Consider the following 25,446-nt stretch of genomic DNA (forward strand, 5'->3'; position numbering starts at 1 on the left):
AATCGGGGGCGCGCTCAACAACCGCGGAACTTTACCGGAAGCCCGTCGCCGTGGCAAAAACCGCTGGCAGGTCGTCCCTCGTCAGGCGCGAAAAAGCCGCCGGAAGCAGGCGCTCGCGGCGGCGTATCGGTTAGCGCCGGGACGGATCCCGCAGATCCGTTTCCGGCGGCTGTCAGTTGAACTCGGCGTCGATATATGCCGCCAGGTTGGCGATGTCCTCGTCGCTGAGCGTACGGGCGTGGGGTGCCATCAATGCGGTGTGCTGCCCGACCTGCTCGCCGGCGCGGTACTGCTCGAGCTTCTCGGTCACATAGGCCGCATCCTGGCCGGTCACCGCCGGGAAGATCGCCTGACCCTTGCCCTCGGCACCGTGGCAGCTCAGGCAGGTCGACTCGTACTTGGCCTTGCCGGCTTCGATGTCGGCCGCATGGGCACTTGCCATTCCCGAAGCCATGATCACGCCGGCCACGACTACCATCAACTTCTTCATGCTCATCCTCCTGCAGGGTTGTTCGGGTTGAAGTTCTTGGACTTCTCTGAGTCAACGTCAGGCTACACGTCGATCCTGAACCGGACATTAACGGCCATCAACATAGCGCGCATCCGAGTAAGTTGCCACCCATTCCGGGCGGAACATCACCAGGCCTGTGATCACCATCCCGTTCAGCACACCCTCCGGCAGAATCAGCAGCACCGTGTAGCGCAGGTACTCCGAATAGACGAGTTCCCAGGGCACATCGGTAAACAGTCCGAACAGCGCCGCGTAGCTGCCCATCACCACCAGCACCGACAGCACGCCGCCGAAAAAACCGACGACGTAGAGGTAGATGAACATGTGCGGCGGCAACCGCCGCTCGCTGAACCCCAGCAGCCCCCAGACCGCCAGCGCCGGGAGCGCGCCCGACAGCAGGATGGTCAGCGGCACCTGCAGCGGATCCACGATGCCGAGCACGGCGAGCATCACGACCACCAGCGACACCATCAGCACTGCAAGCTGCCAGCCGAACACCAGAGTGACCACGGCCACACCAAGGAAATGCATCGCCAGTCCATCCACCGACTGTGCGCGCAGGCTCCAGATCAGCAGCATCAGCAGCGCCGCGATCACGAAATGCTGGATCCGCCCCGGAACGAAGATCTCGTTCCAGGTCATCTCGCGCAACATCCTGCCGAGCAGCAGCGCCAATACGACCGCCGCCGAGATCTGCAGCCAGAGGGGGAAAGCAACGGAGATATGGTGCATCGACGACTCGGGATACGCGACCGGCAGGCTGGACCGGAGCAATCGTGGTCAATCGGGCTCGCGCACGGCCAGGGCCACCGTGTAATCCTTGCCCTGCTTGAGCTTGTCGTAGTTTCCGAACACTTCCTTGAAACCCTTTTCGATGAAGCGTCGAAGGCCGGTGATCGTTACGACACACAGGCGACCGCCCGGGTTCAGTTGCTCCCAGGCATCCAGCAGGTAGGTGTACAGCAGTTCGCGCCCGACCTTGGCCGGCAGGTTCGAGGCGACCAGGTCGAAGCGGCGCCCGGCCACCTGGTCGAACCCATTGCTGAGCAGACAGTCCACGTTCGCGATCCGGTTCAACGCCGCGTTGCGCCGGCTGTATTCCACCGCGACAAAATCCTTGTCCACCAGCGTGCAGTGCCCCTGATGCGCCTTGCGGGCGAACGCCAGTCCGATCGGACCGTAGCCGCAGCCCAGGTCGAGGCAACGGTCTGCCGGATTCGGCTCGACATGGTCCAGGAGCAGTCGGGTGCCGTCGTCGATGCGCCGGGGGGAGAACAGCCCCCAGGTCGTCACGAACTCCAGGCGCTCTCCCACCAGCACGTCGGCGAAATGCAGATCGGATTTCAGCTCCTTGCGCAACCGCTGCCGCTCGGCCCGGGTACGCAGACTCCAGCGCGCGTCGCTCATCCCGACCCCCTGCCGGCGCCCGCGGCCAGGTCCGCCGCGAGCGACTCGGCCAGCCGGACCACCTGCGCCGCGTCGGGCTCCCCCGGCGGACCGAGCAGGTTCAGATGCCCCATCTTGCGCCCCGGGCGCGCGCCGGGCTTGCCGTACAGGTGCAGCCGCGCACGCCCCTGCTCCAGCACCCGGGAGAAATCCGGCAGCCTGCCGTCCGACGGCCACAGATCTCCCAGCAGGTTCAGCATTGCCACCGGCGCGATCAGTTCCGCCGGGGCCAGCGCCAGCCCGCAGACCGCACGCAGCTGCTGCTCGAACTGGGACACGGTCACTGCGTCCAGCGTGTAATGCCCGGAATTGTGCGGACGCGGCGCAATCTCGTTGACCAGCAGTTCGCCTGCGCCGGTCACGAAGAACTCGACCGCGAGCACACCGCAGTAATCGAGTTGCTCGGCGATACGCTGCGCGATCGCCTCGGCCTGAGCCTCGACGGGCTCCGGGATCCGGGCGGGGACCCGGCTCAGATGCAGGATGCCGCCGCGGTGCACGTTCTCCGCTACCGGAAAACTCCGGCAGCGGCCGTGCGGGTCCCGCGCCAGCACCACCGACACCTCGCGTTCCAGATCGACCTTCTGTTCCAGCACACAGGGCACCTCCCCGAGCTGGCGGAACGCCCGCACCACGCCGTCGGGAGCCGTGACCGCTTGCTGGCCCTTACCGTCATAGCCGAGCCGCGCGGTTTTGAGGATGGCTGGAAACTTCCAGTCCGGAAGCGCGGCCTTGGCGGCGTCGACGCCATCGATCGGCAACCAGGGCGCGAGCGCAACGCCGGCGGCCTCCAGGAAGCGCTTTTCGACGATGCGGTCCTGGGCCACCGCCAGCGCTCGGGGGTCGGGCCGGAGCAGGGCGTGTCGCGCCAGCCATTCGGCGCTGGCCGCCGGCACGTTCTCGAACTCGCAGGTGATCACCGCCGCATGCGCGGCGAGTTCGCCGAGCGCGTCGCGGTCGTCGAAGCCCGCGCACAGGTGGCGGTCCGCCAGCTGCCCGGCAGGACTGTCGGGGTCGGGATCCAGCACCCAGACCCGGTATCCCATCGTGCGTGCGCTGATCGCGAAATAGCGTCCGAGCTGCCCTCCACCGAGCAGCCCCAGAATCGCCGGCGGCAGGATCACCCGGGCACCGGGGGCAGATCCTGCGCCAGCACCGCATCCCGCTGGCGTTGCCGGAAGCGCTCGAGGCGCGCGCGCAACGCCGGGTCCGTGTTCGCCAGCATCGCAGCGGCAAACAGCGCGGCGTTGGCCGCCCCCGCCTCGCCGATCGCGAAGGTCGCGACCGGGATGCCTTTCGGCATCTGCACGATCGACAGCAGGGAGTCCTGCCCCTTCAGGTGACGCGAGGCCACCGGAACACCAAGCACCGGAACCAGGGTCTTCGCAGCCAGCATCCCCGGCAGATGGGCCGCGCCACCGGCACCCGCGATGATCGCCTGCAGCCCGCGCCCGACCGCCTGTTCGGCGTACTCGAACAACAGGTCCGGCGTGCGGTGAGCCGAGACCACGCGCGCCTCGAAGGGGATGTCCAGTTCGGCAAGGATCGCCACGGCCATTTCCATCGTGGGCCAGTCGGAACTGCTGCCCATCACCACGCCGATCCTGGGGTTTGTCGATTCCATAGGTTCGCAAAGATAGCCCCGGCGGGCGGCACGGGCAAGAACCGCACCCAGCACGCGACGCCGAAGCGGAAACTCGTCACGCACAACGCCGGGTTGGCGCTGGCGACCGCAGGCAAGACCCGCGACGCTGCCGGGGGCGGACCGCCAACTCGGGATGCCCACGGTCACGGCTTCGGGCTACACTGGGCGGATGCGAGACGCCTTGTTCGAGAGCCACATCCCGCACCTGCCCCTGATCCATCGCGGCAAGGTCCGCGACCTCTATGCGGTGGACGGCGATCACCTGCTGATGGTCACCACCGACCGTCTCTCCGCGTTCGACGTGGTGCTGCCGACGCCGATCCCGGACAAGGGCAGGATCCTGACCGCGATCACCGTATTCTGGATGCGCAAGGTCGAGGCAATGCTGGGCATCCCCAACCAGCTCACCGACATCGCGCTGACCGAGGTCGTCGCCGATCCGGCGGTGCGCGCCCCCCTGGAGGGCCGCAGCCTGGTCGTGCGCCGCCTGCGCGCGCTGCCGGTCGAGGCCGTGGTCCGCGGCTACCTGATCGGCTCCGGCTGGAAGGATTATCGGGCCAGCGGCAAGGTCTGCGGAATCGACCTGCCCGAGGGGCTGGACCTGGCGGCGCGGTTGCCGGAGGCGATCTTCACGCCCAGCACGAAGGCGGAACTCGGCGAGCATGACGCCAACATCGCGTTCGACGACGTGGTTCGCCTGCTCGGTGCCGAGCTCGCGGACCAGCTGCGCAGCACGTCCCTGGGGATCTATGCGATGGCCCGCGAGCATGCCCGGCGCCGGGGCATCCTGATCGCCGACACCAAGTTCGAGTTCGGGCTCGACAGCGACGGTCGCCTGCACCTGATCGACGAGGTGCTGACCCCGGACTCGTCGCGCTTCTGGCCGGAGGAGCGCTACCGCCCCGGGATCAGCCCGGAATCCTTCGACAAGCAGTTCGTGCGCGACTACCTCGAGGGGCTGGACTGGGACAAGAATCCGCCCGGCCCGACCATTCCCGACGACATCGTCGCCCGCACCGCCGAGCGCTATCGGGAAGCATTACGCCGCCTGACCGCCGAGCCGGCATGAGCCCCGCGGATGCCGGCTCGGCCGGGGGCATCTTCGTCACCGGTACCGACACCGGTGTCGGCAAGACCTTCGTTGCGTGCTCGCTCGCGCGCAACTGGCGCGCGCTCGGGATCGACGTCGCACCGCGCAAGCCGGTCGAATCGGGCTGCGTGTTGCGCGGCGCCGAACTCCACCCGGCCGATGCGGCGCTGCTCGCCGCGGCCGCCGGCGTCGCGCCCGAGCGTCTGGACGAAGTCACCCGCTTCCGCCTGGCCGAGCCGCTGGCACCCGACCTCGCGGCACGGCTGGCGGGCCGGCCGCTGTACCTGGACGAACTGATCGACGCCTGCGCCCGGCCCGCCGGCACCTGGCGAATCACCGAAGGTGCCGGCGGCCTGTACTCCCCGCTGTGCGAGGACGGGTTGAACGCGGATCTGGCGGAGGCCCTCGGCGATCCGGTCGTGCTGGTTGCCGAGGATCGCCTGGGCACCCTGAGCCAGTGCCTGCTCGCCCTGGAGGCGCTCGATCGGCGCCGCCTGCGAATCGCCGCGGTGGTACTCAACCGGCGCCGCGCCGATGCCCATCCAGCGATGGACAATCGCACGGCACTCAGCGGCCGGACCGACGCGCCGGTGTTCACGTTCGCCGAGGGCGTGCCCCCGGCAGATCTGGATCAGAGTCTCTCGACCTGGAGCTCCTCGATCGTCAGGCCGCCCGACCCTGGTTCGATCGGAGCCGGTTCCTGAAGCGGAGCAGGAGCGGCCGGTACCGGTTCGTCCGCTGGTGCGGCCGGTGCCGGCGTCGCTCGCCCGCCATCCCGGCGGAATCCGAGAAGATCCTGCCGGAGCGCATCCGCGCCCGGCACGTCGACCTTGCGCGCCTCGATGATCTGCACGGGACGCAGGCGCTCACCATAATACGACTCGTTGAAATCGTCGCGAATGCGCAGCATCGAACCCTCCAGGCTCATTCCCATGAATGCACCCTGCGAGCGCGCATAGGAGATGAAGTCGGCAGTCACGGTCGCTCGGCGCCCGGCGCCGACCGGACCTGCGGCTACCGAAGCATCGCCGCCCAGCCGGAACGCCGACGCGAACAGCGAATCCACCGCGCGCTGGGTCTTGGCCACCATCACGACCTCGGCCACCTCGCCACCGAACTGCAGGCCCAGGCTGACCGCGCCGAGCGAATAGTAGGCCACCGGGCTGTAGTCGCCACGATCGTCGTCCCAGGCCAGGAACACGCCGAGCCCGCCGGAGCCCCCGACGAAGAAGCCACCCCGCACCACCCTGGGAAAGATCAGCACGCCCCGGGCGGTCTGCAGATCAGCGAGCAGCGCCTCGTAGTCGGGGTTCGCGGTGATACCGTGCAAGGTCTCACGCGCGTCGTCGATCACCTGTTGCGGGTCGATCTCGCGCGTGAACTGGGCCTGGGCGGTCGCCGTCCAGGTCCAGACGAAAAGCATCAGAACAACGGTCAGGACTCTCATCGGAATCTCCTCGTAGCGCTGCGGGCGGCTGGCAGGATCGCGCGGCCGCGCTGAACACCGGATGAACTCGCACCGGCAACAAGCCTAACAGACCACGGCGCCGCGGCATCGTCCCAAAAAAGAAGGGGGCCGAAGCCCCCCTTGGTGCGCGGATCCCGGCCGCCGCAAAGCGCGCGGACAACCGGAACCCCGGCTGGATCGACCGATCAGTTGACCTTCGGATCCAGTTCGCCGCTCTTGTAACGGGCGACCATCGTGTCGAGATTGACCGGCTTGATCTTGGACGCCATGCCGGCGCAGCCGAAGGCCTCGTACCGGGCCTGGCAGATGCCCTTCATCGCCTTGGTGGAAGCGATCAGGAACTTGCGCGGGTCGAACTCCTTCGGGTTCTCCGCAAGGAACTTGCGGATCGCGCCGGTGGAGGCCATGCGCAGGTCGGTGTCGATGTTGACCTTGCGTACGCCGTGCTTGATACCTTCCTGAATCTCCTCGACGGGCACGCCGTAGGTCTGGCCCATGTCGCCGCCGAAGCTGTTGATGATCTCGAGCCAGTCCTGCGGCACCGACGACGACCCGTGCATCACCAGGTGGGTGTTCGGGATGCGCGCATGGATTTCCTTGATGCGCTGGATCGCGAGGATGTCACCGGTCGGCGGACGCGTGAACTTGTACGCGCCGTGCGAGGTACCGATCGCGATCGCCAGCGCGTCGACAGCGGTCTTCTTCACGAAGTCGGCCGCCTCGTCCGGGTCCGTCAGCAGCTGGTCGTGCGACAGCACACCCTCGGCACCGGAGCCGTCTTCCTCGCCGGCCATGCCGGTTTCGAGCGAACCGAGGCAGCCCAGCTCGCCCTCAACGGACACGCCGACGGCATGCGCGAGTTCGGACACCTTGCGCGTCACCTCCACGTTGTAGTCGTAGCTCGACGGCGTCTTCATGTCGGGCATCAGCGAGCCGTCCATCATCACCGAGGTGAATCCGGACTGGATCGAGCGGAAGCAGACCGCCGGCTCGGAACCGTGGTCCTGGTGCAGGCACACCGGGATGTCGGGATACTGCTCCACCGCGGCCAGGATGATGTGACGCAGGAACGGCTCACCGGCATACTTGCGGGCGCCGGCCGACGCCTGAATGATCACCGGCGAGTCGACCGCAGCCGCCGCTTCCATGATCGAGTGGACCTGCTCCATGTTGTTCGCGTTGTAGGCCGGCATGCCATAGCCGTGCTCGGCGGCATGGTCCAGCAGCTGGCGTAGAGAAATCAATGCCATGGGTGCTCCTCCTTAACAGGATTCAGGTGGGAATGAATCAGCGCAACAGTCGCGCGAATGGTATCAGGGAACGGCGACGGTCTCGCCCACACGCACGATCTTCATCGCATTGGTACCGCCGGGCACGCCGTTCAGATCGCCCTTGGTAATGATGACCAGCTCGCCGTCCTTGACGACCCCCTCCTCGAGGAGCAACCGGATCGCCTCGCGGTTGGTTTCCTCGTGGGTCTCCGGAATCGCATCGAGCTGCACCGGGTACACGCCCCGGTACAGCGTCAGGCGGCGGCTGGTCCTGCGGCGCTGGGTGAGCGCGAAGATCGGGATGCCCGAACTGATCCGGGACATCCACAGCGGCGTCGACCCGGACTCGGTCAATGCCGCGATCGCGGCGACATCGAAGTGGTTCGCAGTGTACATCGTGGCCATCGCGATCGCCTCGTCGACCCGGCCGAAGTAACTGTCCATCCGGTGCGTGGACCGACGCGCGGCGCGCTGGCATTCGGCCGCGACACAGATCCTGCCCATGCTCGCCACGACCTTGTCCGGATAGCGGCCGGTGGCCGTCTCGCCCGACAGCATCACCGCGTCGGTGCCATCGAGCACCGCGTTGGCCACGTCGAAGACCTCGGCACGGGTCGGGATCGGGCTCTGAATCATCGACTCCATCATCTGGGTCGCGGTGATCACCACACGGTTCAGCTTGCGCGCGCGGCTGATCAGGTTCTTCTGCACGGCCGGCAGTTCGGCATCGCCGATCTCGACGCCCAGATCGCCGCGCGCGATCATGATCACGTCCGACGCCGAAATGATCTCGTCGATCGCCTGCAGCGCCTCCGCACGCTCGATCTTCGCGCAGAGCGAAGCGTCGCCGCCCGCCTCGCGCAGCAGCGACCGCGCCAGATGCACATCGTCGGCCGAGCGCGGGAACGACACCGCCAGGAAATCGACCTCCAGCTCGGCGGCGAGCCGGATGTCCTCGCGGTCCTTTTCGGTGATCGCGGGCGCGGACAGGCCTCCGCCCTGGCGGTTGATCCCCTTGTTGTTGGACAATGCGCCGCCCACGGCCACCGTCGTTTCGATCCGCGGCCCGCTGACCGACTTGACATTGAGCACGATGCGGCCGTCGTCGAGCAGCAGCACGTCGCCGGGTTCGACATCGCCGGGGAGATCCGGGTAGGTCAGCCCCACCTGCGTGCGATCACCGGCGTCGGCCGGCAGACTCGCGTCGAGCGCGAACGCGTCGCCCTCCACCAGCTCCACCTGACCGCTCTGGAAACGCGCGGTCCGGATCTTCGGCCCCTGTAGGTCACCGAGCACGCCCACGCAACGGCCGACGCGGTCAGCAGCCTCGCGGATCCGGCGCACCCGGCTGCGGTGGCTATCGGGGTCCCCATGGGAAAAATTCACCCGGACCACATCGACCCCGGCGCGGACCAGGTTCTCCAGCGCCTGCGCGCTGTCGGTCGCGGGCCCCAACGTGGCCACGATCTTGGTCCTGCGCATCCGAGGGGGTTCCTGTGCCACGTTGATGGGCTCCTTCAGCCCTTGGCCCGCTGTTCGAGCATCGCGACGGCCGGCAGGGTCTTGCCCTCGAGAAACTCGAGGAACGCGCCGCCGCCGGTGGAGATGTAGCTGATGCGTTCGGCCAGCCCGTATTTGTCGATCGCGGCCAGCGTGTCGCCGCCACCGGCGATCGAGAACGCGTCACTCTCGGCGATTGCCTCGCCGAGCGCCTTGGTTCCGGCCGCGAACTGGTCGAACTCGAACACCCCGACCGGACCGTTCCAGACGATCGTGCCGGCCCGCTTCAGCAGCTCGGCATAGGAGGCGGCCGTCTCGGGGCCGACGTCGAAGATCATGTCGTCGCCGGCGACGTCGGCGACCTTCTTCACCGTGGCCGGCGTCGATTCGCTGAATTCCTTGCCGACGGTCACGTCGGTCGGCACCGGGATCTCACCGCCCTTCTCCTTCGCGGCCGCCATCAGGCGCTTCGACTCGTCGATCAGATCCTTCTCGCACAGCGACTGGCCAACCGGGTGCCCCTGGGCGGCGATGAACGTGTTGGCAATGCCGCCGCCGACGATCAGCTGATCGACCACCTTGGACAGCGACTCGAGCACGGTCAGCTTGGTCGATACCTTGGAGCCGCCGACGATCGCGACCAGAGGCCGCTTCGGGTTGTCCAGCGCCTTGCCCAGTGCGTCGAGTTCCGCCGCCAGCAGCGGCCCCGCACAGGCCTGTGGCGCAAATTTCGCGACGCCGTGAGTCGACGCCTGCGCGCGGTGCGCGGTGCCGAAGGCGTCCATCACGAACACATCGCAGATTCCGGCGTACTTCCTGGCCAGCTCCTCGATATCCTTCTTCTCGCCCTTGTTGAAACGCACGTTCTCGAGCAGCACGACTTCGCCGTCGGCGAGTTCGACCCCGTCCAGGTAGTCGCGCACCAGCCGCACGTCGCGCTCGAGCAGGCCGCCCATGTGCGCCGCCACCGGCGCCAGCGAGTCGGCCTCGGAAAACTCGCCCTCGGTCGGACGACCGAGGTGCGACATCAGCATCACCCGCGCTCCGGCCTCGAGGGCCTTGCGGACCGTCGGCAGACTGGCACGAATCCGGGCATCCGAAGTGACCTTGCCGTCCTTGACCGGGACGTTGAGATCCTGCCGGATCAATACACGCTTACCCTTGAGGTCGAGATCGGTCATCTTCAGCACGGACATGGCAGCACTCCTCAGTCAAAGCTCGAGCAAATGAAAGTTGTTGGGCAAATGCGCCTGCACTTGCCGAACCCCTCTCCGGCTTCCGCACCGGCCACGGGCGACCGCAGTCGCCCGCAACCGGCCGGCACCGTTCGGACCTAGCGGCCGACGTGCTGCACCACGCGCAGCATGTTACAGGTATACCCGTACTCGTTGTCGTACCAGGCGACGACCTTCACGAACGTGTCGTCGAGCTGGATGCCGGCCTCGGCATCGAAGATCGACGGCGTGCCGACCCCGCGGAAATCGGTCGAAACGACCTTTTCGTCGGTGTAGCCGAGCACGCCCTTCAGTTCGCCCTCGGATGCGGCCTTCATCGCCTTGCAGATGTCGTCGTAGCTCGCGCCCTTGTCCAGTTCCACGGTCAGGTCGACCACGGACACGTCGGAGGTCGGCACGCGGAACGCCATTCCGGTCAGCTTGCCGTTCAGCGACGGCAGCACCTTGCCGACGGCCTTCGCGGCGCCGGTGGACGACGGGATGATGTTCTCCAGGATGCCACGGCCGCCGCGCCAGTCCTTCTGGGACGGGCCGTCGACGGTCTTCTGCGTCGCGGTGGCGGCATGCACGGTGCTCATCAGGCCACGCTTGATGCCAAAGTTGTCGTGCAGCACCTTCGCCACCGGCGCCAGCGCGTTGGTGGTGCACGAGGCGGCGGACAGGATCGCCTGGCCGGCATAGTCCTGGTGGTTCACGCCGTAGACGAACATCGGGGTCGCGTCCTTGGAAGGCGCGCTCTGCACGACCTTCTTCGCACCCGCGTCGATGTGCTTCTGGCAGGTTTCCTCGGTCAGGAAGAAACCGGTGGACTCGATCACCACGTCGGCGCCGACTTCGTTCCACTTCAGGTTCGCGGGGTCGCGCTCGGCGGTCAGGCGAATCTTCTTGCCGTTGACGATCATGTTATTGCCGTCGACCGAAACCTCGCCACCGAACCGGCCATGCACCGAGTCGTAGCGCAGCATGTACGCCAGGTATTCCGGATCGAGCAGGTCGTTGATCGCGACGACTTCCAGTTCCGGGAATTCCTGGGCGATGGCGCGGAAGGCCATGCGGCCGATGCGGCCGAATCCGTTGATACCGACTTTGATAGCCATGGGTCGTACTCCTATGGGGGTTTCAGTGCTTCAGTTCAGGACGTCGCGGGCAACCTGCGCGACATTGTCGGCGGTGAAGCCGAAGTATTCCATCAGCGCGCCGCCGGGAGCCGATTCGCCGAAACGATCGAGTCCGACCACCGCGCCATCGAGGCCGACGAACTTGTACCAGCCGGGGGTTGCTCCGGCTTCGACCGCCACACGGGCGCGCACTGCCGTCGGCAGCACCGCTTCACGGTAGGCGGGGTCCTGCTGCTCGAACAGTTCCACGCAGGGCATCGACACCAGGCGCACGCGACGGCCTTCGCCCGCAAGCGTCTCGGCAGCCGCGGCGGCGAGGGCCACCTCGGAACCGGTTGCGATCAGGATCAGTTCGGGGGTTCCCTCGCAATCCCGCAGCACGTAGCCGCCGCGGGTGATGCCGGCGACCTGTTCGCCATCGCGCTGCTGGGGCGCGAGGCCCTGCCGCGAGAGGATGAACGCCGAGGGACCGTCGGTGCGCTCGATCCCGGCCTTCCACGCCACCGCGGTCTCGACCGCGTCGCAGGGACGCCAGACGTTCAGATTCGGAATCAGGCGCAGGCTGGGGGTCTGTTCGATCGGCTGGTGGGTCGGTCCATCCTCGCCCAGGCCGATGGAATCGTGCGTCAGCACGTACAGCACGCGCTGCTTCATCAGCGCCGACATGCGGATGCCATTGCGCGCATAGTCGGAGAAGATCAGGAAGGTGCCGCCGTAGGGAATGAATCCGCCGTGCAGCGCGATGCCGTTCATGATCGCGGCCATGCCGAACTCGCGCACGCCGTAGAACACGTAGTTGCCCGCCGAATCCTCGCGGCTGATTCCCTTGGAACCGGGGTGCAGCGTCAGGTTGGAACCGGCCAGATCGGCCGAACCGCCCAGCAGTTCCGGCAGCGCCGGGGCATAACCGGCGATCGCGTTCTGCGACGCCTTCCGGCTCGCAACCTTCTCGGCTTTCTCGACCGTCTGCTGCACGAAGGCCGCGGCGCTGTCGGCCCAATCGGCCGGCAGTTCGCCGCGCATGCGGCGCTCGAACTCGGCCGCGAGCTCCGGGTGGGCGGCACGGTAGGCCTCGAAGCGCTCGGTCCACCCGGCCTCGGCCTGTGCACCCCGCTCCCGCGCGTCCCAGGCGGACTGGATGTCGGCCGGAATCTCGAACGGCGCGTGCTGCCAACCCAGCTCCTTGCGCGCGAGTTCGATTTCGTCGGCGCCCAGCGGCGCACCGTGGCATTCTTCCTTGCCCTGCTTGTTCGGCGAACCGAAGCCGATCACGGTCTTGCAACAGATCAGCGTGGGCTTGCCGGTCTCGGCCCGCGCCTGCTCGATCGCCGCCTTGACCGCATCGGCGCTGTGGCCGTCGACGTCACGCACCACATGCCAGCCATAGGCCTCGAAGCGTTTCGGGGTATCGTCGGTAAACCAACCCTCGACCTCGCCGTCGATCGAGATCCCGTTGTCGTCGTAAAACGCGACCAGCTTGCCCAGGCCGAGAGTGCCCGCGAGCGCGCAGGCCTCGTGGGAGATCCCTTCCATCAGACAGCCGTCGCCGAGGAAGACATAGGTGTGGTGATCGACGATCTCATGACCGTCGCGGTTGAACTGCGCCGCCAGCGCACGCTCGGCCAGCGCCATGCCGACCGCGTTGCTCACGCCCTGCCCCAGCGGGCCGGTGGTGGTTTCCACACCGGCGGTATACCCGTATTCGGGATGACCCGGGGTCTTCGAGTGCAGCTGGCGGAACTGCTGCAGTTCGGACATCGGCAGATCGTAGCCGGTCAGGTGCAACAGCGAGTAGACCAGCATCGATCCATGGCCGTTGGACATCACGAAACGGTCCCGGTCGAGCCAGCCCGGGTTCGCCGGATTGTGCTTCAGGTAGTCGTTCCAGAGCACTTCGGCGATGTCCGCCATGCCCATCGGCGCACCGGGATGACCGGAATTGGCTTTCTGGACCGCGTCCATCGACAGGGCGCGTATGGCGTTGGCAAGCTCTCTGCGGGAAGGCATGCGAATCTCCTGGCTGAAGTATTCTTGAATCGGGTCGGGACTCGATGCCCGACCATGCGCAGGCGCCGGCCGCGTTGTTGTACGTTGTTCTTCTGGCGGCGCGATAAGCAGGTCGGTCGGCGCGTCTTCGCCGGGTGCAGCCCCGGATTAAAGGCGCTGCATTTTGTCCGCTTTCCAGGCCCGGGGCAAGTCCGAAACATCCCGGACACCGGGGACCTGCCCATCGGAGATACCCGGGCGGTTTCGGCGGATGGTTTAGAAATGCCTGTTCCGAGGCGTTAGACTCTCGCGGTTATCCCTGCTTTCGCCCACACCACCCCGAGGATCGGATCGCATGCCCAGCAGCTTCCTGTTTACGTCGGAATCGGTGTCCGAGGGTCACCCGGACAAGATGGCCGACCAGATCTCGGACGCGATCGTCGACGCGATCATCGCCCAGGATCCGCATGCCCGCATCGCCTGCGAGACCCTGGTGAAGACCGGGATGGTGCTGCTGGCCGGGGAAATCACCACCAGCGCGGCCGTCGACCACGAACGGCTGGTGCGCGAAGCCGTCTGCACGATCGGCTACGACAATTCGGAAGTCGGATTCGACGGGAATACCTGTGCGGTGCTCAACGCGCTCGGCCAGCAGTCCGCGGACATCTCGATGGGCGTCGACCGGGACGTGTCCGACCGCGCGAACCAGGGCGCGGGCGACCAGGGCCTGATGTTCGGGTACGCGACCCGGGAAACCGAGACGCTGATGCCGGCGCCGATCTACTACGCGCACCAGCTGGTGCGGCGCCAGGCCAAGCTGCGCAAGAACGGAACGCTGGCCTGGCTGCGCCCCGACGCGAAAAGTCAGGTCACTTTGCGTTATACTGATGGGCGGCCTGCGGGAATCGACGCGGTCGTGCTGTCAACCCAGCACCGGCCCGAGATCGCCCAGAAGGATCTGCACGAGGCGGTGATGGAGGAGATCCTGCGCCCGGTGCTTCCGGCACAGTGGCTCGAGCACTGCGCGCGCGACCAGATCCACATCAACCCGACCGGGCAGTTCGTGATCGGGGGTCCGGTCGGCGACTGCGGCCTGACCGGCCGCAAGATCATCGTCGACACCTACGGCGGCATGGCCCGCCACGGCGGCGGCGCCTTCTCGGGCAAGGACCCCTCCAAGGTCGACCGCTCCGCCGCCTATGCCGGCCGGTACGTGGCAAAGAACGTCGTCGCGGCCGGCCTGGCCGACAAGTGCGAGATCCAGGTGTCCTACGCGATCGGGGTGGCCCAACCGACTTCGATCAGCGTCGAGACCTTCGGCACCGGCCGAATCGAGGACGACCGGATCGTCGCGCTGGTGCGTGAACATTTCGATCTGCGGCCCTGGGGGTTGATCCAGGCGCTGGATCTGCTGCGGCCGCTGTATCGGCAGACCGCAGCCTACGGGCATTTCGGGCGCGACGACGTCGACTTGCCCTGGGAACGCACCGACCGCGCGGAAGAACTCCGCGCCGCAGCCGGGCTCGCTTAGCGCCCGGCACCGGATCATCCCGGCTGAGGAGCGCTGCAGCGGACATCCGTCAGGCTCAGCCGGGGGTCTTTTCAACCATGCAACGGCGCTCATCCAGACTCACGGAGTCCGTACACCATGAATGCTGTGATGAACCCGACCGACAACACCGACTACATCGTCAAGGACATCAACGAGGCCGAGTTCGGCCGCAAGGAAATCGCGATCGCGGAGACCGAGATGCCCGGTCTGATGCAGACTCGCGACGAATTCGCGAAGGACCAGCCGCTGAAGGGGGCGCGCATTGCCGGCTCCCTGCACATGACCATCCAGACCGCGGTACTGATCCAGACGCTGGAGGCGCTGGGCGCAGAGGTGCGCTGGGCGTCCTGCAACATCTACTCGACGCAGGACCATGCCGCGGCCGCGATTGCCGCGAACGGCACCCCGGTGTTCGCGTTCAAGGGCGAGACCCTGGAAGAATACTGGGACTACGCGCACCGCATCTTCGAATGGCATGACGGCGGCACCCCGAACATGATCCTCGACGACGGCGGCGACGCGACGCTGCTGATCATGCTCGGCACCCGCGCGGAAAGCGATCCGTCGGTGCTCGACAACCCGACCAACGACGAGGAAACCGCGCTGTTCGCCGCGATCCGCAAGCGCCTCGAGACCTCGCCGAACTGGTACTCGAACATCAAGAAGAACATCCGCGGCGTGACCGAGGAAACGACCACCGGCGTGCACCGCCTCTACCAGATGCAGAAGGACGGCGAACTGGTGTTCCCGGCCATCAACGTGAACGACTCGGTCACCAAGTCCAAGTTCGACAACCTCTACGGCTGCCGCGAGTCGCTGGTCGACGCGATCAAGCGCGCCACCGACGTGATGATCGCCGGCAAGATCGCGGTGGTCTGCGGCTACGGCGACGTCGGCAAGGGCAGCGCGCAGTCGCTGCGCGGGCTGGGCGCGACCGTGTGGATCACCGAAATCGACCCGATCTGCGCGCTGCAGGCGTCGATGGAAGGCTACCGCGTGGTGACCATGGAAGAAGCCGCCGACAAGGCCGACATCTTCGTGACCGCCACCGGCAACAAGGACGTGATCACCCACGATCACATGGCGCAGATGAAGGATCAGGCGATCGTCTGCAACATCGGTCACTTCGACTCCGAGATCGACGTCGCCGGCCTGCGCAAGTACCAGTGGGAAAACATCAAGCCGCAGGTCGATCACGTGATCTTCCCGGACGGCAAGCGGATCATCATGCTCGCCGAGGGCCGGCTGGTGAACCTGGGCTGCGGCACCGGGCATCCGAGCTTCGTGATGTCGAACTCGTTCACCAACCAGACCATGGCCCAGATCGAGCTGTTTGCCCACGGCGACCGCTACGAAAACAAGGTCTACGTGCTGCCCAAGCATCTCGACGAGAAGGTCGCGGCCCTGCACCTGAAGAAGCTGGGCGCCCAGCTGACGCAGCTGACCGACGACCAGGCCCAGTATCTGGGTCTGCCGGTCGAAGGCCCGTTCAAGCCCGAGCACTACCGCTACTGAGCGGGGCCTTCCCCCCGTCCCTCCCGTGGGGCGGGGGCTGGAAACGGCGGCCGGGCACGACCCGGTCGCAGTGCACCGCCCCGATCCGGGTGCACTGACCCTCCCTACCGGCCCCTCCCCCGCAAGCGGGAAAGGGCAAAAGGCGCCTCCCCGTTCACGCGGGAGGGGGCGGCCTGCTGCCCTGCGCCCGCACAACCCGCGAGGACCAAGCCATGCATCACCATTCGAATACCCGACCGGCATTCAGTTTCGAGTTCTTTCCGCCCAAGAACCCCGAGGGCGCGGAACGCCTGCGCCGCGCGCGCGCGCGCCTGACCGCGCTCGACCCCGCGTATTTCTCGGTCACCTTCGGCGCCGGCGGTTCCACCCGTGACCGGACGCTGGAAACCGTGCTCGAGATCCAGAACGAAGCCGCGGTCGCGGCCGCGCCCCATATTTCCTGCATCTCGTCGTCCAGGGCACAGCTACTGGACCTGCTGACGACCTATCGCGACCATGGTGTCCGGCGTCTGGTCGCGCTGCGCGGAGATCTGCCCTCGGGCACCGGCGTGGGCGGCGGTCTCGGCGAATTCCGCTACGCAGCCGAACTGGTGGCGTTCATCCGCGAACAGTTCGGCGACCACTTCACCATCGAGGTTGCCGCCTATCCCGAGTTCCATCCCGAGGCCGTCAACGCCGAGAAGGATCTGGAACACTTCCGCCAGAAGGTCGCGGCGGGCGCCGATGCGGCGATCACGCAGTATTTCTACAACCCCGATGCCTACCTGGCGTTCGTCGAGCGTGTACGCGCGATGGGGGTGGACATCCCGATCGTGCCCGGAATCATGCCGATCACGAATTACAGCCAACTCGCGCGTTTCTCGGACGCCTGCGGTGCCGAGATCCCGCGCTATATCCGCAAGCGGCTCGAAGCCTACGGCGACGACACCGCGTCGATCCGGGCATTCGGCGTCGAGGTCGTGACCCGGCTCTGCCAGCGCCTGCTCGACGACGGAGCCCCGGGGCTGCATTTCTACTCGATGAACCAGGCCGCCCCCTCCGAGGCGATCTGGAACAACCTGGGCCTGGCCCAGCCGCGCTGAGCCGCGTTCGATGCGCTGCCCCCGGTTGCTGCTGATCGACGCGACGCTGGCCCCCGGCAGCCGGATCGAACTGCCGCCCGAGGTGCTGCGCCACGCGGTCTCGGTACTGCGGCTGCGCGACGGCGCTGCCTGCCGGGTCTTCGACGGCCGGGGCGCCGAGCACCATGCTCGGCTGATTCTGGCCGGGCGGCGCGACGGAGCCGTCGAACTGGGGGCGGTCGCTGCCGCCCCGACGACCCCGCGACTGCGGCTGCGGCTGCTGCAGGGCATCGCACGGGGCGACCACATGGATCTGGCGATCCAGAAGGCCGTGGAACTCGGCGTCGGCGAAATCTGGCCGCTGCTCGGCGAACGCAGCCGCTCGGCGGCCGCGCACCGCGGACTCGACCGCAAGCGGCAGCACTGGCAGGGTGTGTTGCGCGCCGCCGCCGAGCAATGCGGCCGCAACGAACTGCCCCGCCTCGACCCGCCCCGGGATCTGACGCAGGCGCTGGCGGATCTGCCGCCCACAGGCCTGCGCGTGCTGGCCGACCCGGAAGGCGAGCCCCCAAGCGTCTGGCGCAGCCAGCGCGCCGACCCGGGCGCCGGCGCAATCACGCTCCTGGTCGGCCCCGAGGGCGGCCTGACCCCCGAGGAACGCGCCGGGGCCCGGGATGCCGGGTTCCTCGGGCTGCGGCTGGGCCCCCGGATCCTGCGCACCGAGACCGCGGCGATCACGGCGCTGACCACGCTGCAACTCCTCTACGGCGACCTCGCCTAGCCCTGCCCGCCCCCCAGATATTCTGCCGGGCAAGAGGCGTAGGGAAAAGGCCGAAGGCCGTCATCCGCCAGCCGGCACGCGGGAGTACCGCTGGCGCCTGGGCACCGCGAACGCCGTGTGGCGGATGACGCTGCGCTATTCCGCCCTACGGGACTGTGTGGCCACCCCCGATGATGCAAGAGGCGTAGGGCGGAAAAGGCCGAAGGCCGTCATCCGCCAGCCGGCGCACGGGGTGCTGCGGGCGCCGGCTTCATTCGCCGCCGCCCGTGTCGAGCCGGTCCTGCAGCGCCTGCGTCGCGCGGCGCTGCTGCAGCAGTGCCGCCGAAGCATTGCCGATGGCTCCGGCCAAGCCCAAGCGCGCCTGCTCGAGGAGGTCGAGGCACTCGCGGGTCTCCGGGTCGGCGTCGCCCTCGGAAGGCGCTGCCGACCCCGGGGCCTGCTGCATGCGCGTCAGCAGCTGCTCCAGCGTTCCCAACTGGCCTGCCGCCTGAGTCAGCGCAGCGACCGCGTGCTGGTGCCACGACGCCAGCTCCGACAGTTTCGCGCGAGCCGCCTGAACCTCCGCTGGCGACCACAGCACCGGCTCGTCGTCCTCCGCGCTCGCTCGCGCGTCGTCGCCGTCCAGCGCCGCGAACGCAGCCGCCAGCCGGGCCATGTCCTCGGCACCCTTGCGCCGGATCCGTTCCAGATCCGGTTCTCCGGCAGCATCGGGCACCGGGTCGTCCTCCTCGGCTGGCAGCGGCGGCTGATCCCGGATCGCCTGGATCCGCAGAACGATGTCGATCACGGGGGTGTCGGGGGACCGATCCTCGCGGATCTCGGCCAGGAGTTCAGGCAACACATGCACCGCATCGTCCACCACCTGCAAGGGTTCCGCACCCGCCACACGGCCCTCTGCCGCCAGCGTCGCCAGAAACGACTCGAGCAGCCAGGCGAACTCCCCGAGGCGCGGGGCCGCCGTCGCCTCCGCGTCCTCGCGCAGTGCGCGGAACCCGGCCGCGACGGATCCCATCGCGCCCGGCTCCGACGGCGCTGCGCGCCACTCGCCGAACGCTTGCTCGAGCCTGACGACCCCCGCCGCCAGACGCTCGAGTTCACCCCCGGGCAAAGGCCCCGCCCCGGCGCCCACCGGACCGAGCAGCCGCCCCTCGTCGAACTCGGCGCGATCGTTCGGGAGCGTCGTTCCGGTCTTACCCCCGACGGCGCCGCCCGATGTGCCGACCGATGCATCGACCGATCCGTCAACCGATGCGTCGGGCCCGGCATCCGATACGGCCGGGCCGCCTGCAGTGGTCGACCCGGGATCGATCTTGGGAATCGAGTCGCCGGGGGCCGCCCGGACTCCCGGGGGCCCGGCGGCCGGCCCACCACGAACGGGAGCCGCGCCGCCCGGATCCTCAGCCGCTGGCTGCGAGTCCGCTGCGGACACGAGCGCCTGCGGCGCGGCGCCGGTCACGCGGTCCAGCGCGTCCCGGGTCTGTTCGATCAACTCGGCCGTGACCGCCACGGGTTCGACCGAGAACGGCCGGCCTTGCGCGGGCGCCTGCTCGATCCGGCGCAGCCACTGCCCCAGTTCGCGGTCGACCCGGCCGAACAGCTGCTTGTGCAGCACCGACAGCGATCCGGGTTTATGCACCAGCGCCGCCGCGAGTTCGCCGGTGGCATCGAACAGCGCCCGCCCGTCGCCATCGGGCAGCGCCCGCGCAACGCCGGCCGCGGTCTCCGCCAGCCGCAACAGCGTCGCGGGCGGGTCCCGGTCACGCAGCAGGTCGAGCAGCGCCTGCTGGAACCGTCGCCGGGATTGCTGCAGCGGCGACGACTGCGCAGCCGCGGGCGACGGCGCGCCGGGGTCGACCAACCGGGGGGTGAACAGCTCCGGCTCGGCAATCCGCGGCTCCGGCGCAGCGATCCGCGGCGCCGCGCCGCGCAACGCTCGCAGTTCGTTGACCAGCGGTGCCACGGCGCGGTCGCGTTGCTGCACGCTCGTCTCGGTCGTTTCGAGCTGCCCGGGAATCCGCAGCGCCGCGCGCAACAGGACATCGCCGGCTTCAGACTGGGCGGCGATGTCATCAGTTTCCAACGCCGCGATCACATGAAGCATTTCCGCGCACAGGCTGTCGATATCCCCACGCCCCGCGCCTTCGAGACTGGCCTGGACCTGGCCAAGGCCTTCCCCCGCGAGGCGCAGGCACTCGCCGCAGGCCGCGTTTTCGACGTATTTCTGCAGCGCACGCTGAATCCAGAAGAACAGGTCGTCGAGTTCGCCGCGGGTCCAGGTGCCGGATGCGGTGGTCATGTCTACGCTCGCGTCGTCGATGAACGGCCTTGGCCTGCATAGTTGCCCGGCGGCGCTGGCCCTGGGTTGGGAGGCCCGCCGGTGAAGGCTGCGGGCGGCGCGGACTGTGCCACAAAGGCGCGGTGGTGGACCATCGCGAACCGGGCGCCCGATCCGGCACGCCGGCGCCACACCGAGCCAGTTTGAAGCAGGCGGGCCGTTCGCGCAGCCGGTCGCGTTGCGCCGTGACCCGGGCCGGGCCGCACTCCACGGATGCCGATTTCCGGCATCGCCGGCGGGCGCCGAACCGCCGGGCCCGGCTCCGATCATGGCATACTGGCACGACACAGGAGGCGATCGACACATGCCCGAAAAGCTTTCCATCGGCGTGGTGATGGATCCGATCCAGGCCGTCAAGCCGTCCAAGGATTCGACCTTCGCGATGCTTCTGGCGATGACCCGGCGTGGTCATCACGCGCACTATCTCGAGCTCTCCGATCTCTGGCTGCGCGACGGCGCCGTGCTGGCGCGCAGCCGGCCGATCACCGTGCGCGATCAGGCGCGGGACTTCCACCAGCTCGGAGACCCGGTCGAAGGTCCGGTCGACCGCTTCGACATCCTGTTGATGCGCAAGGACCCGCCGTTCGACCTCGAGTACATCTACGCGACCTACCTGCTCGAACTCGCCGAACAGGCGGGTGTGCGCGTGGTCAACCGGGCCCGCTCCCTGCGCGATGCGAACGAGAAGGCGTTCACCGCACACTTCCCGCAGTGCTGCCCACCGACGCTGATCACCCGGGACCGTGCCCGCATTCGGGCGTTTCTTGCGGAACAGGAACGCATCGTGGTCAAGCCGATGGACGGAATGGGCGGGGCGTCGGTTTTCCGCCTGGACCAGGGCGACCCGAACACGTCGGTGATCCTGGAGACGATCACCCACTTCGACCGGCGCACGGTGATCGCCCAACGATTCCTGCCCGAGTATCGCCAGGGCGACAAGCGCATCCTCCTGATCCATGGCAAGCCGGTCGACTATGCGCTGGCGCGAATCCCCGCGGAAGGCGAATCCCGCGCCAATCTGGCTGCAGGCGGACGCGGCGAGGCAGTGCCGCTGACCGAGCGCGACCGCTGGATCTGCGCGCAGCTCGAGTCCGAGCTGTGCGCCCGCGGCCTCGATTTCGTCGGGCTCGACGTGATCGGCGACTACCTCACCGAGATCAACGTCACCAGCCCCACCGGAGTCCGCGAGCTCGACCGGGCGCGCGGGCTGGACATCGCGGGCACGTTCATCGAGTTCCTGGAGAGCGGTACGACATGAGCCGTCGCCCGGCTGCCCCAGGCCGCACCGGGCCTGGGCTCCGGCTCCTGCTGCTGGGGGTGCTGTGGCTCGCGGCCTGTGCCGACGCGCCGGAGCCCGACACGGACCGGCTGACCTTCTATGCCTTCGGAACCCTGGTCGACGTCACGCTGTACCCGGCCGGCGTGCACGACCTGCTGCGGATCGAGTCCGAACTGGGCGCCGAACTCGAAACCATGCACGGCCTGTGGCACGCCTGGGAGCCGGGGCCGCTGGGTCGGGCCAACGACCGGCTCGCGCAGGGCGAGGCGTTCGACGCGCCGCCGTCGATTCTGGAATTGATCGAACGCGCGCAGGAACTCGAAGCGCTGACCGGGGGCTTGTTCAACCCGGCGCTGGGCCGCCTCGTCGCGGCCTGGGGGTTCCACCAGGACGAACCGGCGGGGCCGCCACCCGCACCGGAGACCCTGGCGGCATTGCTGGAAGCCCCCCCGCGCATGGCCGACATCGAGCGCGACGGAACCCGGCTGCGCGGCCGGCATCCCGACCTGCGGCTCGATTTCGGCGGCCTCGCGAAGGGCCTGGCGGTCGCCCGCGGCCTCGAGCAGCTGGCTGAACTCGGGGTGGAACACGCCATCGTGAATGCCGGCGGCGACCTGATGACCATGGGACGTCCTGCCCACCGCGCCTGGCGGATCGGGATCCGGGATCCGCGGTCTGCGCAGGTGCTCGGCAGCGTGGAACTCGGATCCGGCGAGGCGCTGTTCACCTCCGGAGACTACGAACGCGGCTACGAATGGGAGGGCGAGCGCATGCATCATGTAATCGATCCCCGCAGCGGCCGTCCCGCCCGGGGACTCACGTCGGCAACCGTGCTGCACGACGACCCCGTGCTGGCCGATGCTGCCGCGACCACGCTGATGATCGCCGGCGCCGAGGCCTGGCCCCGGTACGCGCAGCGCCTCGGCGTGGAACTGGCGCTGGTCACGCTGCCGGACGGCACGGTCGAACTGACTCCGGCGATCGCCTCCCGGGTGGAATTCCAGCGCGAGGTCACGTCGCGGATCCGCACCGCGGAGGCGGAACCGGCGCCATGATCCGGGGTCTGCGCTGGGGTGACGGGCTGGTGATCGCACTGGCCACCGCCGGGGTCGGCGCCAGTTTCCTGCTGGCCTATTCGCCGCCCGACACGGCGCATGTCGGCCCGCTTGCGCTGGTGGTCACCCAGGCCGGTCACCCGCAACGGCAGTTCCCGCTGGATCAGGAACAAGCGATCCGCATCGAGGGCGTCGCCGGCGTCACCGAGATCGAAATCCGCGCGGGGCGCGCCCGCTGCCTGCGCTCCCCGGGGAGCCAGGGCATCTGCGAGAGCGCCGGCTGGCTGGAGCGCCCCGGAGACCTCGCGGTGAGTCTGCCGAACCGGATGGTGCTGCAGCTGGCGGGGTCGCGGCCGGCGTTCGACAGCATGCACTACTGAGCCGCGCGGGATGACTGGCACTACTGCCGACCTCGCGGACCGCCGCATCGCCGCGCTCGCCGCACTCGCGATCGGCCTGCAGGTGATCGAAGCGGCGATCCCAAGCCCGGTCCCGGGGATCAAACCCGGGCTTGCGAACGTGGTCACGCTGGTCGCGCTGCTGACGCTGGGCTGGCGGGCGGCGCTCGCGGTCACGCTGCTCAGGATCGTCGGTGCCAGTCTGCTGCTCGGGACATTGCTCGGTCCGGCCTTCTGGCTCTCGTTGGCCGGCGGCCTGACCGCCCTGGCGGTACTCGCGGTCCTGGCCCCGTTGCACCCGCGCACCCTCAGCGCGCTGGGGCTGGCGATCCCGGCAGCCCTCGCCCATACCCTGGGGCAGTTCCTGCTGGCCTGGGCCGTGATCATTCCGCACCCGCAGCTGCCGCTGCTGCTGCCCCCGCTACTGCTTGCAGCGCTGATCACGGGGCTGATCACGGGTATACTGACGGTCTCGGTGCTGGCCGATCCGCGCATCCAACGACATGTCCGCCACCCTTCCCCGATCCGCACCCGTTGAGTCGAACCGGCTGACGCTGCCGCTGTTCCTCGCTCTGGTGCTGCATGCGCTGGTGATCCTCGGCGTCGGATTCGAGATGCTGCCCGAAGAACGGCCGGCCGAGATCACGCTGGACGTCACCTGGGTCGACGCACCAGCGCCGGAACCCGAACACGCGGAGCACGTCGCGCCGCGGCCACAGGAAGCGAGCGGCGACGCCGACCAGGACCGGATGGCCCAGACCCCGGAGCCCGTCGGCGAACGGCCGGCCGATCCCGCGCCGGCGGGCGACGCGGGCCTGATACCAGAACCGATCGAAATGCAGCTGGAAGCCTCCGATCCGGCCCCGGAACGCCAGCCCGACCCGGTCGTGGCGCACGCAGATGACGCGCCCCCTGCGCCGATGCCGGAGGAACCCTCGCCAACGGACACGACCCAGCCCCCCGAACAACCCTCGGCGGCGCTGTTGATGGCCCGCGGGCTGGAAGCGGCGCGTTCCATGCCCGCGGAGACCGAACAAACGCTGCTGTCGCGTGCCACCCGCACGCGTTACCTGGATACGTTGGCGGCCCGTGGCGCCCCGGAGGCGGCCTACCTCGAGGCATGGATCCGCAAGGTCGAGCGCATCGGCAACCTGAACTATCCCGACGAGGCACGCCGCCGCGGCCTCTCCGGGACGCTGGTACTGTCGGTGCGGCTGGATGCCGACGGACGGGTGCTCGATATCGCAGTCGCGCAGAGTTCGGGCGAATCGATCCTCGACCAGGCCGCGATCCGCATCGTGGAACTCGCCCAACCCTTTGCGCCGTTCACCGAGAGCATGCGCGAATCGTATGACCAACTGGTGATCACCCGAACCTGGGCGTTCCGGCGGGACCGGGTGGAACGGGTGCGCTGAGCGATCGCGACAACAGCAGCCTGCCGGGCCGCAGCCGAATGCAGGTGGCACCGCAACGGGGCCCCGGAGTCGCGCGTATGGCCGCGCCCGGCAACATGCGGGCCAGGCGCGGGATTCACCCGTGGCGAGGCAACGGGCATGGGCACAACCCCGGTGCAACGGTCAGGGCGCTTGCGGACCCGGCCCAGCCGTTCGATACTTTGCCCATGTCTGCAAGCATCTCCAGGTCGAACACCAAGGGGCTGCGCGATCACTTCCTGATCGCGATGCCGAGTCTGCAGGACGGGTACTTTGCGCATACCGTCACCTACCTCTGCGAGCACAACGACGAGGGCGCGATGGGGCTGGTGATCAACCAGCCGCTCGACCTGAGCCTGCATCAGCTGTTGCGACAGGTGGACCTGGAACCGGTGGCGGGTGCCCCGGAACAGCCGGTGTTCCGCGGCGGCCCGGTTCATCCCGAACACGGCTTCGTGCTGCACAGCTCGGAACAAAGCTGGACCGGGAGCCGGCCCCTGGGCAGCGGGCTCACCCTGACCACCTCGCACGACATACTCGAAGCGATGGCGCTGGGCAAGGGTCCCGCCCAGGCGCTGGTCGCGCTGGGCTACGCAGGCTGGGGCCCGGGGCAGCTCGAAGGCGAGCTCGCCGAGAACGCCTGGCTGGTCGCGCCGGTCAGCCCCGCGATCGTGTTTTCGCTGGCACCCGGAGACCGCTGGGCCGCGGCGGCCCGATCGATCGGCATCGACATGAACCTGATCAGCCAGGTGACCGGACACGCCTGA

Annotated in this window: 24 protein-coding genes and 1 riboswitch; of the genes, 12 read left to right on the forward strand and 12 right to left on the reverse strand. The window is 68.2% G+C overall.

The features are described 5' to 3' along the window. Positions 1-172 precede the first annotated feature (172 nt). From THITH_RS15420 to purE, 5 genes are all read right to left on the reverse strand, one after another. Positions 173-490, reverse strand: coding sequence for a c-type cytochrome (locus THITH_RS15420; RefSeq protein WP_006746912.1), 318 nt, complete (start codon positions 488-490; stop codon positions 173-175). 87 nt (positions 491-577) lie between these two features. After that, a complete protein-coding gene (locus THITH_RS15425) occupies positions 578-1,243 on the reverse strand; it encodes an energy-coupling factor ABC transporter permease (protein ID WP_006746911.1) in 666 nt (221 codons plus the stop codon). Positions 1,244-1,291: 48 nt separating this feature from the next. Further along, positions 1,292-1,918, reverse strand: a complete 627-nt coding sequence (locus tag THITH_RS15430) for a class I SAM-dependent methyltransferase (protein ID WP_006746910.1) — start codon at positions 1,916-1,918, stop codon at positions 1,292-1,294. Continuing rightward, a complete protein-coding gene (locus THITH_RS15435; RefSeq protein WP_006746909.1) occupies positions 1,915-3,081 on the reverse strand; it encodes a 5-(carboxyamino)imidazole ribonucleotide synthase in 1,167 nt (388 codons plus the stop codon). The genes THITH_RS15430 and THITH_RS15435 overlap by 4 nt, the downstream gene beginning before the upstream one ends. Continuing rightward, positions 3,078-3,548 carry a 5-(carboxyamino)imidazole ribonucleotide mutase gene (purE, locus tag THITH_RS15440; protein ID WP_006746908.1) on the reverse strand — a complete coding sequence of 157 codons (471 nt, stop codon included), beginning with the start codon at positions 3,546-3,548 and terminating at the stop codon, positions 3,078-3,080. The genes THITH_RS15435 and purE overlap by 4 nt, the downstream gene beginning before the upstream one ends. A 223-nt stretch (positions 3,549-3,771) precedes the next feature. On the opposite strand from purE, the gene THITH_RS15445 reads away from it, so the two are divergent. Beyond that, positions 3,772-4,671 (forward strand): phosphoribosylaminoimidazolesuccinocarboxamide synthase, encoded by a 900-nt coding sequence (locus THITH_RS15445; protein WP_025367631.1) that lies wholly within the window; start codon positions 3,772-3,774, stop codon positions 4,669-4,671. Continuing rightward, positions 4,668-5,396, forward strand: coding sequence for a dethiobiotin synthase (gene bioD, locus THITH_RS15450; RefSeq protein ID WP_006746906.1), 729 nt, complete (start codon positions 4,668-4,670; stop codon positions 5,394-5,396). Before THITH_RS15445 ends, bioD begins: the two co-directional genes overlap by 4 nt. Here the strand turns inward: bioD and THITH_RS15455 are convergent. The 6 genes from THITH_RS15455 to tkt all read right to left on the reverse strand — a co-directional run bounded on the left by THITH_RS15455 (position 5,324) and on the right by tkt (position 13,291). Beyond that, entirely contained in the window at positions 5,324-6,115 is a 792-nt protein-coding gene (locus THITH_RS15455) for a lipid-binding SYLF domain-containing protein (RefSeq protein ID WP_456300612.1), read from the reverse strand. The two genes, bioD and THITH_RS15455, sit on opposite strands and share 73 nt — an antisense overlap. A gap of 230 nt (positions 6,116-6,345) precedes the next feature. Beyond that, positions 6,346-7,410 carry a class II fructose-bisphosphate aldolase gene (fba, locus tag THITH_RS15460; protein ID WP_006746904.1) on the reverse strand — a complete coding sequence of 355 codons (1,065 nt, stop codon included), beginning with the start codon at positions 7,408-7,410 and terminating at the stop codon, positions 6,346-6,348. A gap of 63 nt (positions 7,411-7,473) precedes the next feature. Beyond that, the gene (gene pyk / locus THITH_RS15465; RefSeq protein ID WP_006746903.1) at positions 7,474-8,913 is read right to left on the reverse strand and encodes a pyruvate kinase; all 1,440 of its coding nucleotides are present in this window, start codon (positions 8,911-8,913) and stop codon (positions 7,474-7,476) included. A 35-nt stretch (positions 8,914-8,948) separates the two neighbouring features. Beyond that, positions 8,949-10,127: a phosphoglycerate kinase gene (locus THITH_RS15470; RefSeq protein WP_006746902.1), complete on the reverse strand. Its 1,179-nt coding sequence runs from the start codon at positions 10,125-10,127 to the stop codon at positions 8,949-8,951. Positions 10,128-10,264: 137 nt separating this feature from the next. Beyond that, a complete protein-coding gene (gap, locus tag THITH_RS15475; RefSeq protein ID WP_006746901.1) occupies positions 10,265-11,263 on the reverse strand; it encodes a type I glyceraldehyde-3-phosphate dehydrogenase in 999 nt (332 codons plus the stop codon). Between the two features lie 30 nt (positions 11,264-11,293). Further along, positions 11,294-13,291, reverse strand: coding sequence for a transketolase (tkt, locus tag THITH_RS15480; RefSeq protein WP_006746900.1), 1,998 nt, complete (start codon positions 13,289-13,291; stop codon positions 11,294-11,296). Between the two features lie 334 nt (positions 13,292-13,625). On the opposite strand from tkt, the gene metK reads away from it, so the two are divergent. From metK to THITH_RS15500, 4 genes are all read left to right on the forward strand, one after another. Further along, entirely contained in the window at positions 13,626-14,801 is a 1,176-nt protein-coding gene (metK, locus tag THITH_RS15485; protein ID WP_006746899.1) for a methionine adenosyltransferase, read from the forward strand. Between the two features lie 19 nt (positions 14,802-14,820). Next, a riboswitch (S-adenosyl-L-homocysteine riboswitch) is annotated at positions 14,821-14,899 on the forward strand. Positions 14,900-14,918: 19 nt separating this feature from the next. Continuing rightward, a complete protein-coding gene (ahcY, locus tag THITH_RS15490) occupies positions 14,919-16,337 on the forward strand; it encodes an adenosylhomocysteinase (protein ID WP_006746898.1) in 1,419 nt (472 codons plus the stop codon). 212 nt (positions 16,338-16,549) lie between these two features. Beyond that, a complete protein-coding gene (metF, locus tag THITH_RS15495) occupies positions 16,550-17,419 on the forward strand; it encodes a methylenetetrahydrofolate reductase [NAD(P)H] (RefSeq protein ID WP_006746897.1) in 870 nt (289 codons plus the stop codon). Between the two features lie 10 nt (positions 17,420-17,429). After that, positions 17,430-18,179 (forward strand): 16S rRNA (uracil(1498)-N(3))-methyltransferase, encoded by a 750-nt coding sequence (locus THITH_RS15500; RefSeq protein ID WP_006746896.1) that lies wholly within the window; start codon positions 17,430-17,432, stop codon positions 18,177-18,179. A gap of 250 nt (positions 18,180-18,429) precedes the next feature. On the opposite strand, the gene THITH_RS15505 is transcribed toward THITH_RS15500, so the two are convergent. Then, the gene (locus THITH_RS15505; RefSeq protein ID WP_006746895.1) at positions 18,430-20,475 is read right to left on the reverse strand and encodes a hypothetical protein; all 2,046 of its coding nucleotides are present in this window, start codon (positions 20,473-20,475) and stop codon (positions 18,430-18,432) included. Between the two features lie 343 nt (positions 20,476-20,818). Here THITH_RS15505 and gshB point away from each other — a divergent pair, with 343 nt between their 5' ends. From gshB to THITH_RS15535, 6 genes are all read left to right on the forward strand, one after another. Then, the gene (gene gshB, locus THITH_RS15510) at positions 20,819-21,772 is read left to right on the forward strand and encodes a glutathione synthase (RefSeq protein ID WP_006746894.1); all 954 of its coding nucleotides are present in this window, start codon (positions 20,819-20,821) and stop codon (positions 21,770-21,772) included. Beyond that, a complete protein-coding gene (locus THITH_RS15515) occupies positions 21,769-22,848 on the forward strand; it encodes an FAD:protein FMN transferase (RefSeq protein ID WP_006746893.1) in 1,080 nt (359 codons plus the stop codon). The genes gshB and THITH_RS15515 overlap by 4 nt, the downstream gene beginning before the upstream one ends. Beyond that, the gene (locus THITH_RS15520) at positions 22,845-23,228 is read left to right on the forward strand and encodes a NusG domain II-containing protein (RefSeq protein WP_006746892.1); all 384 of its coding nucleotides are present in this window, start codon (positions 22,845-22,847) and stop codon (positions 23,226-23,228) included. The genes THITH_RS15515 and THITH_RS15520 overlap by 4 nt, the downstream gene beginning before the upstream one ends. Positions 23,229-23,238: 10 nt before the next feature. Further along, positions 23,239-23,784, forward strand: coding sequence for a Gx transporter family protein (locus THITH_RS15525; protein WP_006746891.1), 546 nt, complete (start codon positions 23,239-23,241; stop codon positions 23,782-23,784). Further along, entirely contained in the window at positions 23,750-24,661 is a 912-nt protein-coding gene (locus THITH_RS15530; RefSeq protein WP_006746890.1) for an energy transducer TonB, read from the forward strand. Before THITH_RS15525 ends, THITH_RS15530 begins: the two co-directional genes overlap by 35 nt. A 206-nt stretch (positions 24,662-24,867) precedes the next feature. Next, positions 24,868-25,446: a YqgE/AlgH family protein gene (locus THITH_RS15535; protein ID WP_025367633.1), complete on the forward strand. Its 579-nt coding sequence runs from the start codon at positions 24,868-24,870 to the stop codon at positions 25,444-25,446.

Origin of the sequence: Thioalkalivibrio paradoxus ARh 1 (assembly GCF_000227685.2) — a bacterium.
Taxonomy (GTDB): Bacteria; Pseudomonadota; Gammaproteobacteria; order Ectothiorhodospirales; family Ectothiorhodospiraceae; genus Thioalkalivibrio; species Thioalkalivibrio paradoxus.

What these genes read in the sequence shown, in the direction of transcription:
- THITH_RS15420 (WP_006746912.1), bottom strand. Translation starts at nt 490, where the DNA reads ATGAAGAAGTTGATGGTAGTCGTGGCCGGCGTGATCATGGCTTCGGGA.
- THITH_RS15425 (WP_006746911.1), bottom strand. Translation starts at nt 1,243, where the DNA reads ATGCACCATATCTCCGTTGCTTTCCCCCTCTGGCTGCAGATCTCGGCG.
- THITH_RS15430 (WP_006746910.1), bottom strand. Translation starts at nt 1,918, where the DNA reads ATGAGCGACGCGCGCTGGAGTCTGCGTACCCGGGCCGAGCGGCAGCGG.
- purE (WP_006746908.1), bottom strand. Translation starts at nt 3,548, where the DNA reads ATGGGCAGCAGTTCCGACTGGCCCACGATGGAAATGGCCGTGGCGATC.
- THITH_RS15445 (WP_025367631.1), top strand. Translation starts at nt 3,772, where the DNA reads ATGCGAGACGCCTTGTTCGAGAGCCACATCCCGCACCTGCCCCTGATC.
- bioD (WP_006746906.1), top strand. Translation starts at nt 4,668, where the DNA reads ATGAGCCCCGCGGATGCCGGCTCGGCCGGGGGCATCTTCGTCACCGGT.
- THITH_RS15455 (WP_456300612.1), bottom strand. Translation starts at nt 6,115, where the DNA reads ATGCTTTTCGTCTGGACCTGGACGGCGACCGCCCAGGCCCAGTTCACG.
- fba (WP_006746904.1), bottom strand. Translation starts at nt 7,410, where the DNA reads ATGGCATTGATTTCTCTACGCCAGCTGCTGGACCATGCCGCCGAGCAC.
- pyk (WP_006746903.1), bottom strand. Translation starts at nt 8,913, where the DNA reads ATGCGCAGGACCAAGATCGTGGCCACGTTGGGGCCCGCGACCGACAGC.
- THITH_RS15470 (WP_006746902.1), bottom strand. Translation starts at nt 10,127, where the DNA reads ATGTCCGTGCTGAAGATGACCGATCTCGACCTCAAGGGTAAGCGTGTA.
- gap (WP_006746901.1), bottom strand. Translation starts at nt 11,263, where the DNA reads ATGGCTATCAAAGTCGGTATCAACGGATTCGGCCGCATCGGCCGCATG.
- tkt (WP_006746900.1), bottom strand. Translation starts at nt 13,291, where the DNA reads ATGCCTTCCCGCAGAGAGCTTGCCAACGCCATACGCGCCCTGTCGATG.
- metK (WP_006746899.1), top strand. Translation starts at nt 13,626, where the DNA reads ATGCCCAGCAGCTTCCTGTTTACGTCGGAATCGGTGTCCGAGGGTCAC.
- ahcY (WP_006746898.1), top strand. Translation starts at nt 14,919, where the DNA reads ATGAATGCTGTGATGAACCCGACCGACAACACCGACTACATCGTCAAG.
- metF (WP_006746897.1), top strand. Translation starts at nt 16,550, where the DNA reads ATGCATCACCATTCGAATACCCGACCGGCATTCAGTTTCGAGTTCTTT.
- THITH_RS15500 (WP_006746896.1), top strand. Translation starts at nt 17,430, where the DNA reads ATGCGCTGCCCCCGGTTGCTGCTGATCGACGCGACGCTGGCCCCCGGC.
- THITH_RS15505 (WP_006746895.1), bottom strand. Translation starts at nt 20,475, where the DNA reads ATGACCACCGCATCCGGCACCTGGACCCGCGGCGAACTCGACGACCTG.
- gshB (WP_006746894.1), top strand. Translation starts at nt 20,819, where the DNA reads ATGCCCGAAAAGCTTTCCATCGGCGTGGTGATGGATCCGATCCAGGCC.
- THITH_RS15515 (WP_006746893.1), top strand. Translation starts at nt 21,769, where the DNA reads ATGAGCCGTCGCCCGGCTGCCCCAGGCCGCACCGGGCCTGGGCTCCGG.
- THITH_RS15520 (WP_006746892.1), top strand. Translation starts at nt 22,845, where the DNA reads ATGATCCGGGGTCTGCGCTGGGGTGACGGGCTGGTGATCGCACTGGCC.
- THITH_RS15525 (WP_006746891.1), top strand. Translation starts at nt 23,239, where the DNA reads ATGACTGGCACTACTGCCGACCTCGCGGACCGCCGCATCGCCGCGCTC.
- THITH_RS15530 (WP_006746890.1), top strand. Translation starts at nt 23,750, where the DNA reads ATGTCCGCCACCCTTCCCCGATCCGCACCCGTTGAGTCGAACCGGCTG.
- THITH_RS15535 (WP_025367633.1), top strand. Translation starts at nt 24,868, where the DNA reads ATGTCTGCAAGCATCTCCAGGTCGAACACCAAGGGGCTGCGCGATCAC.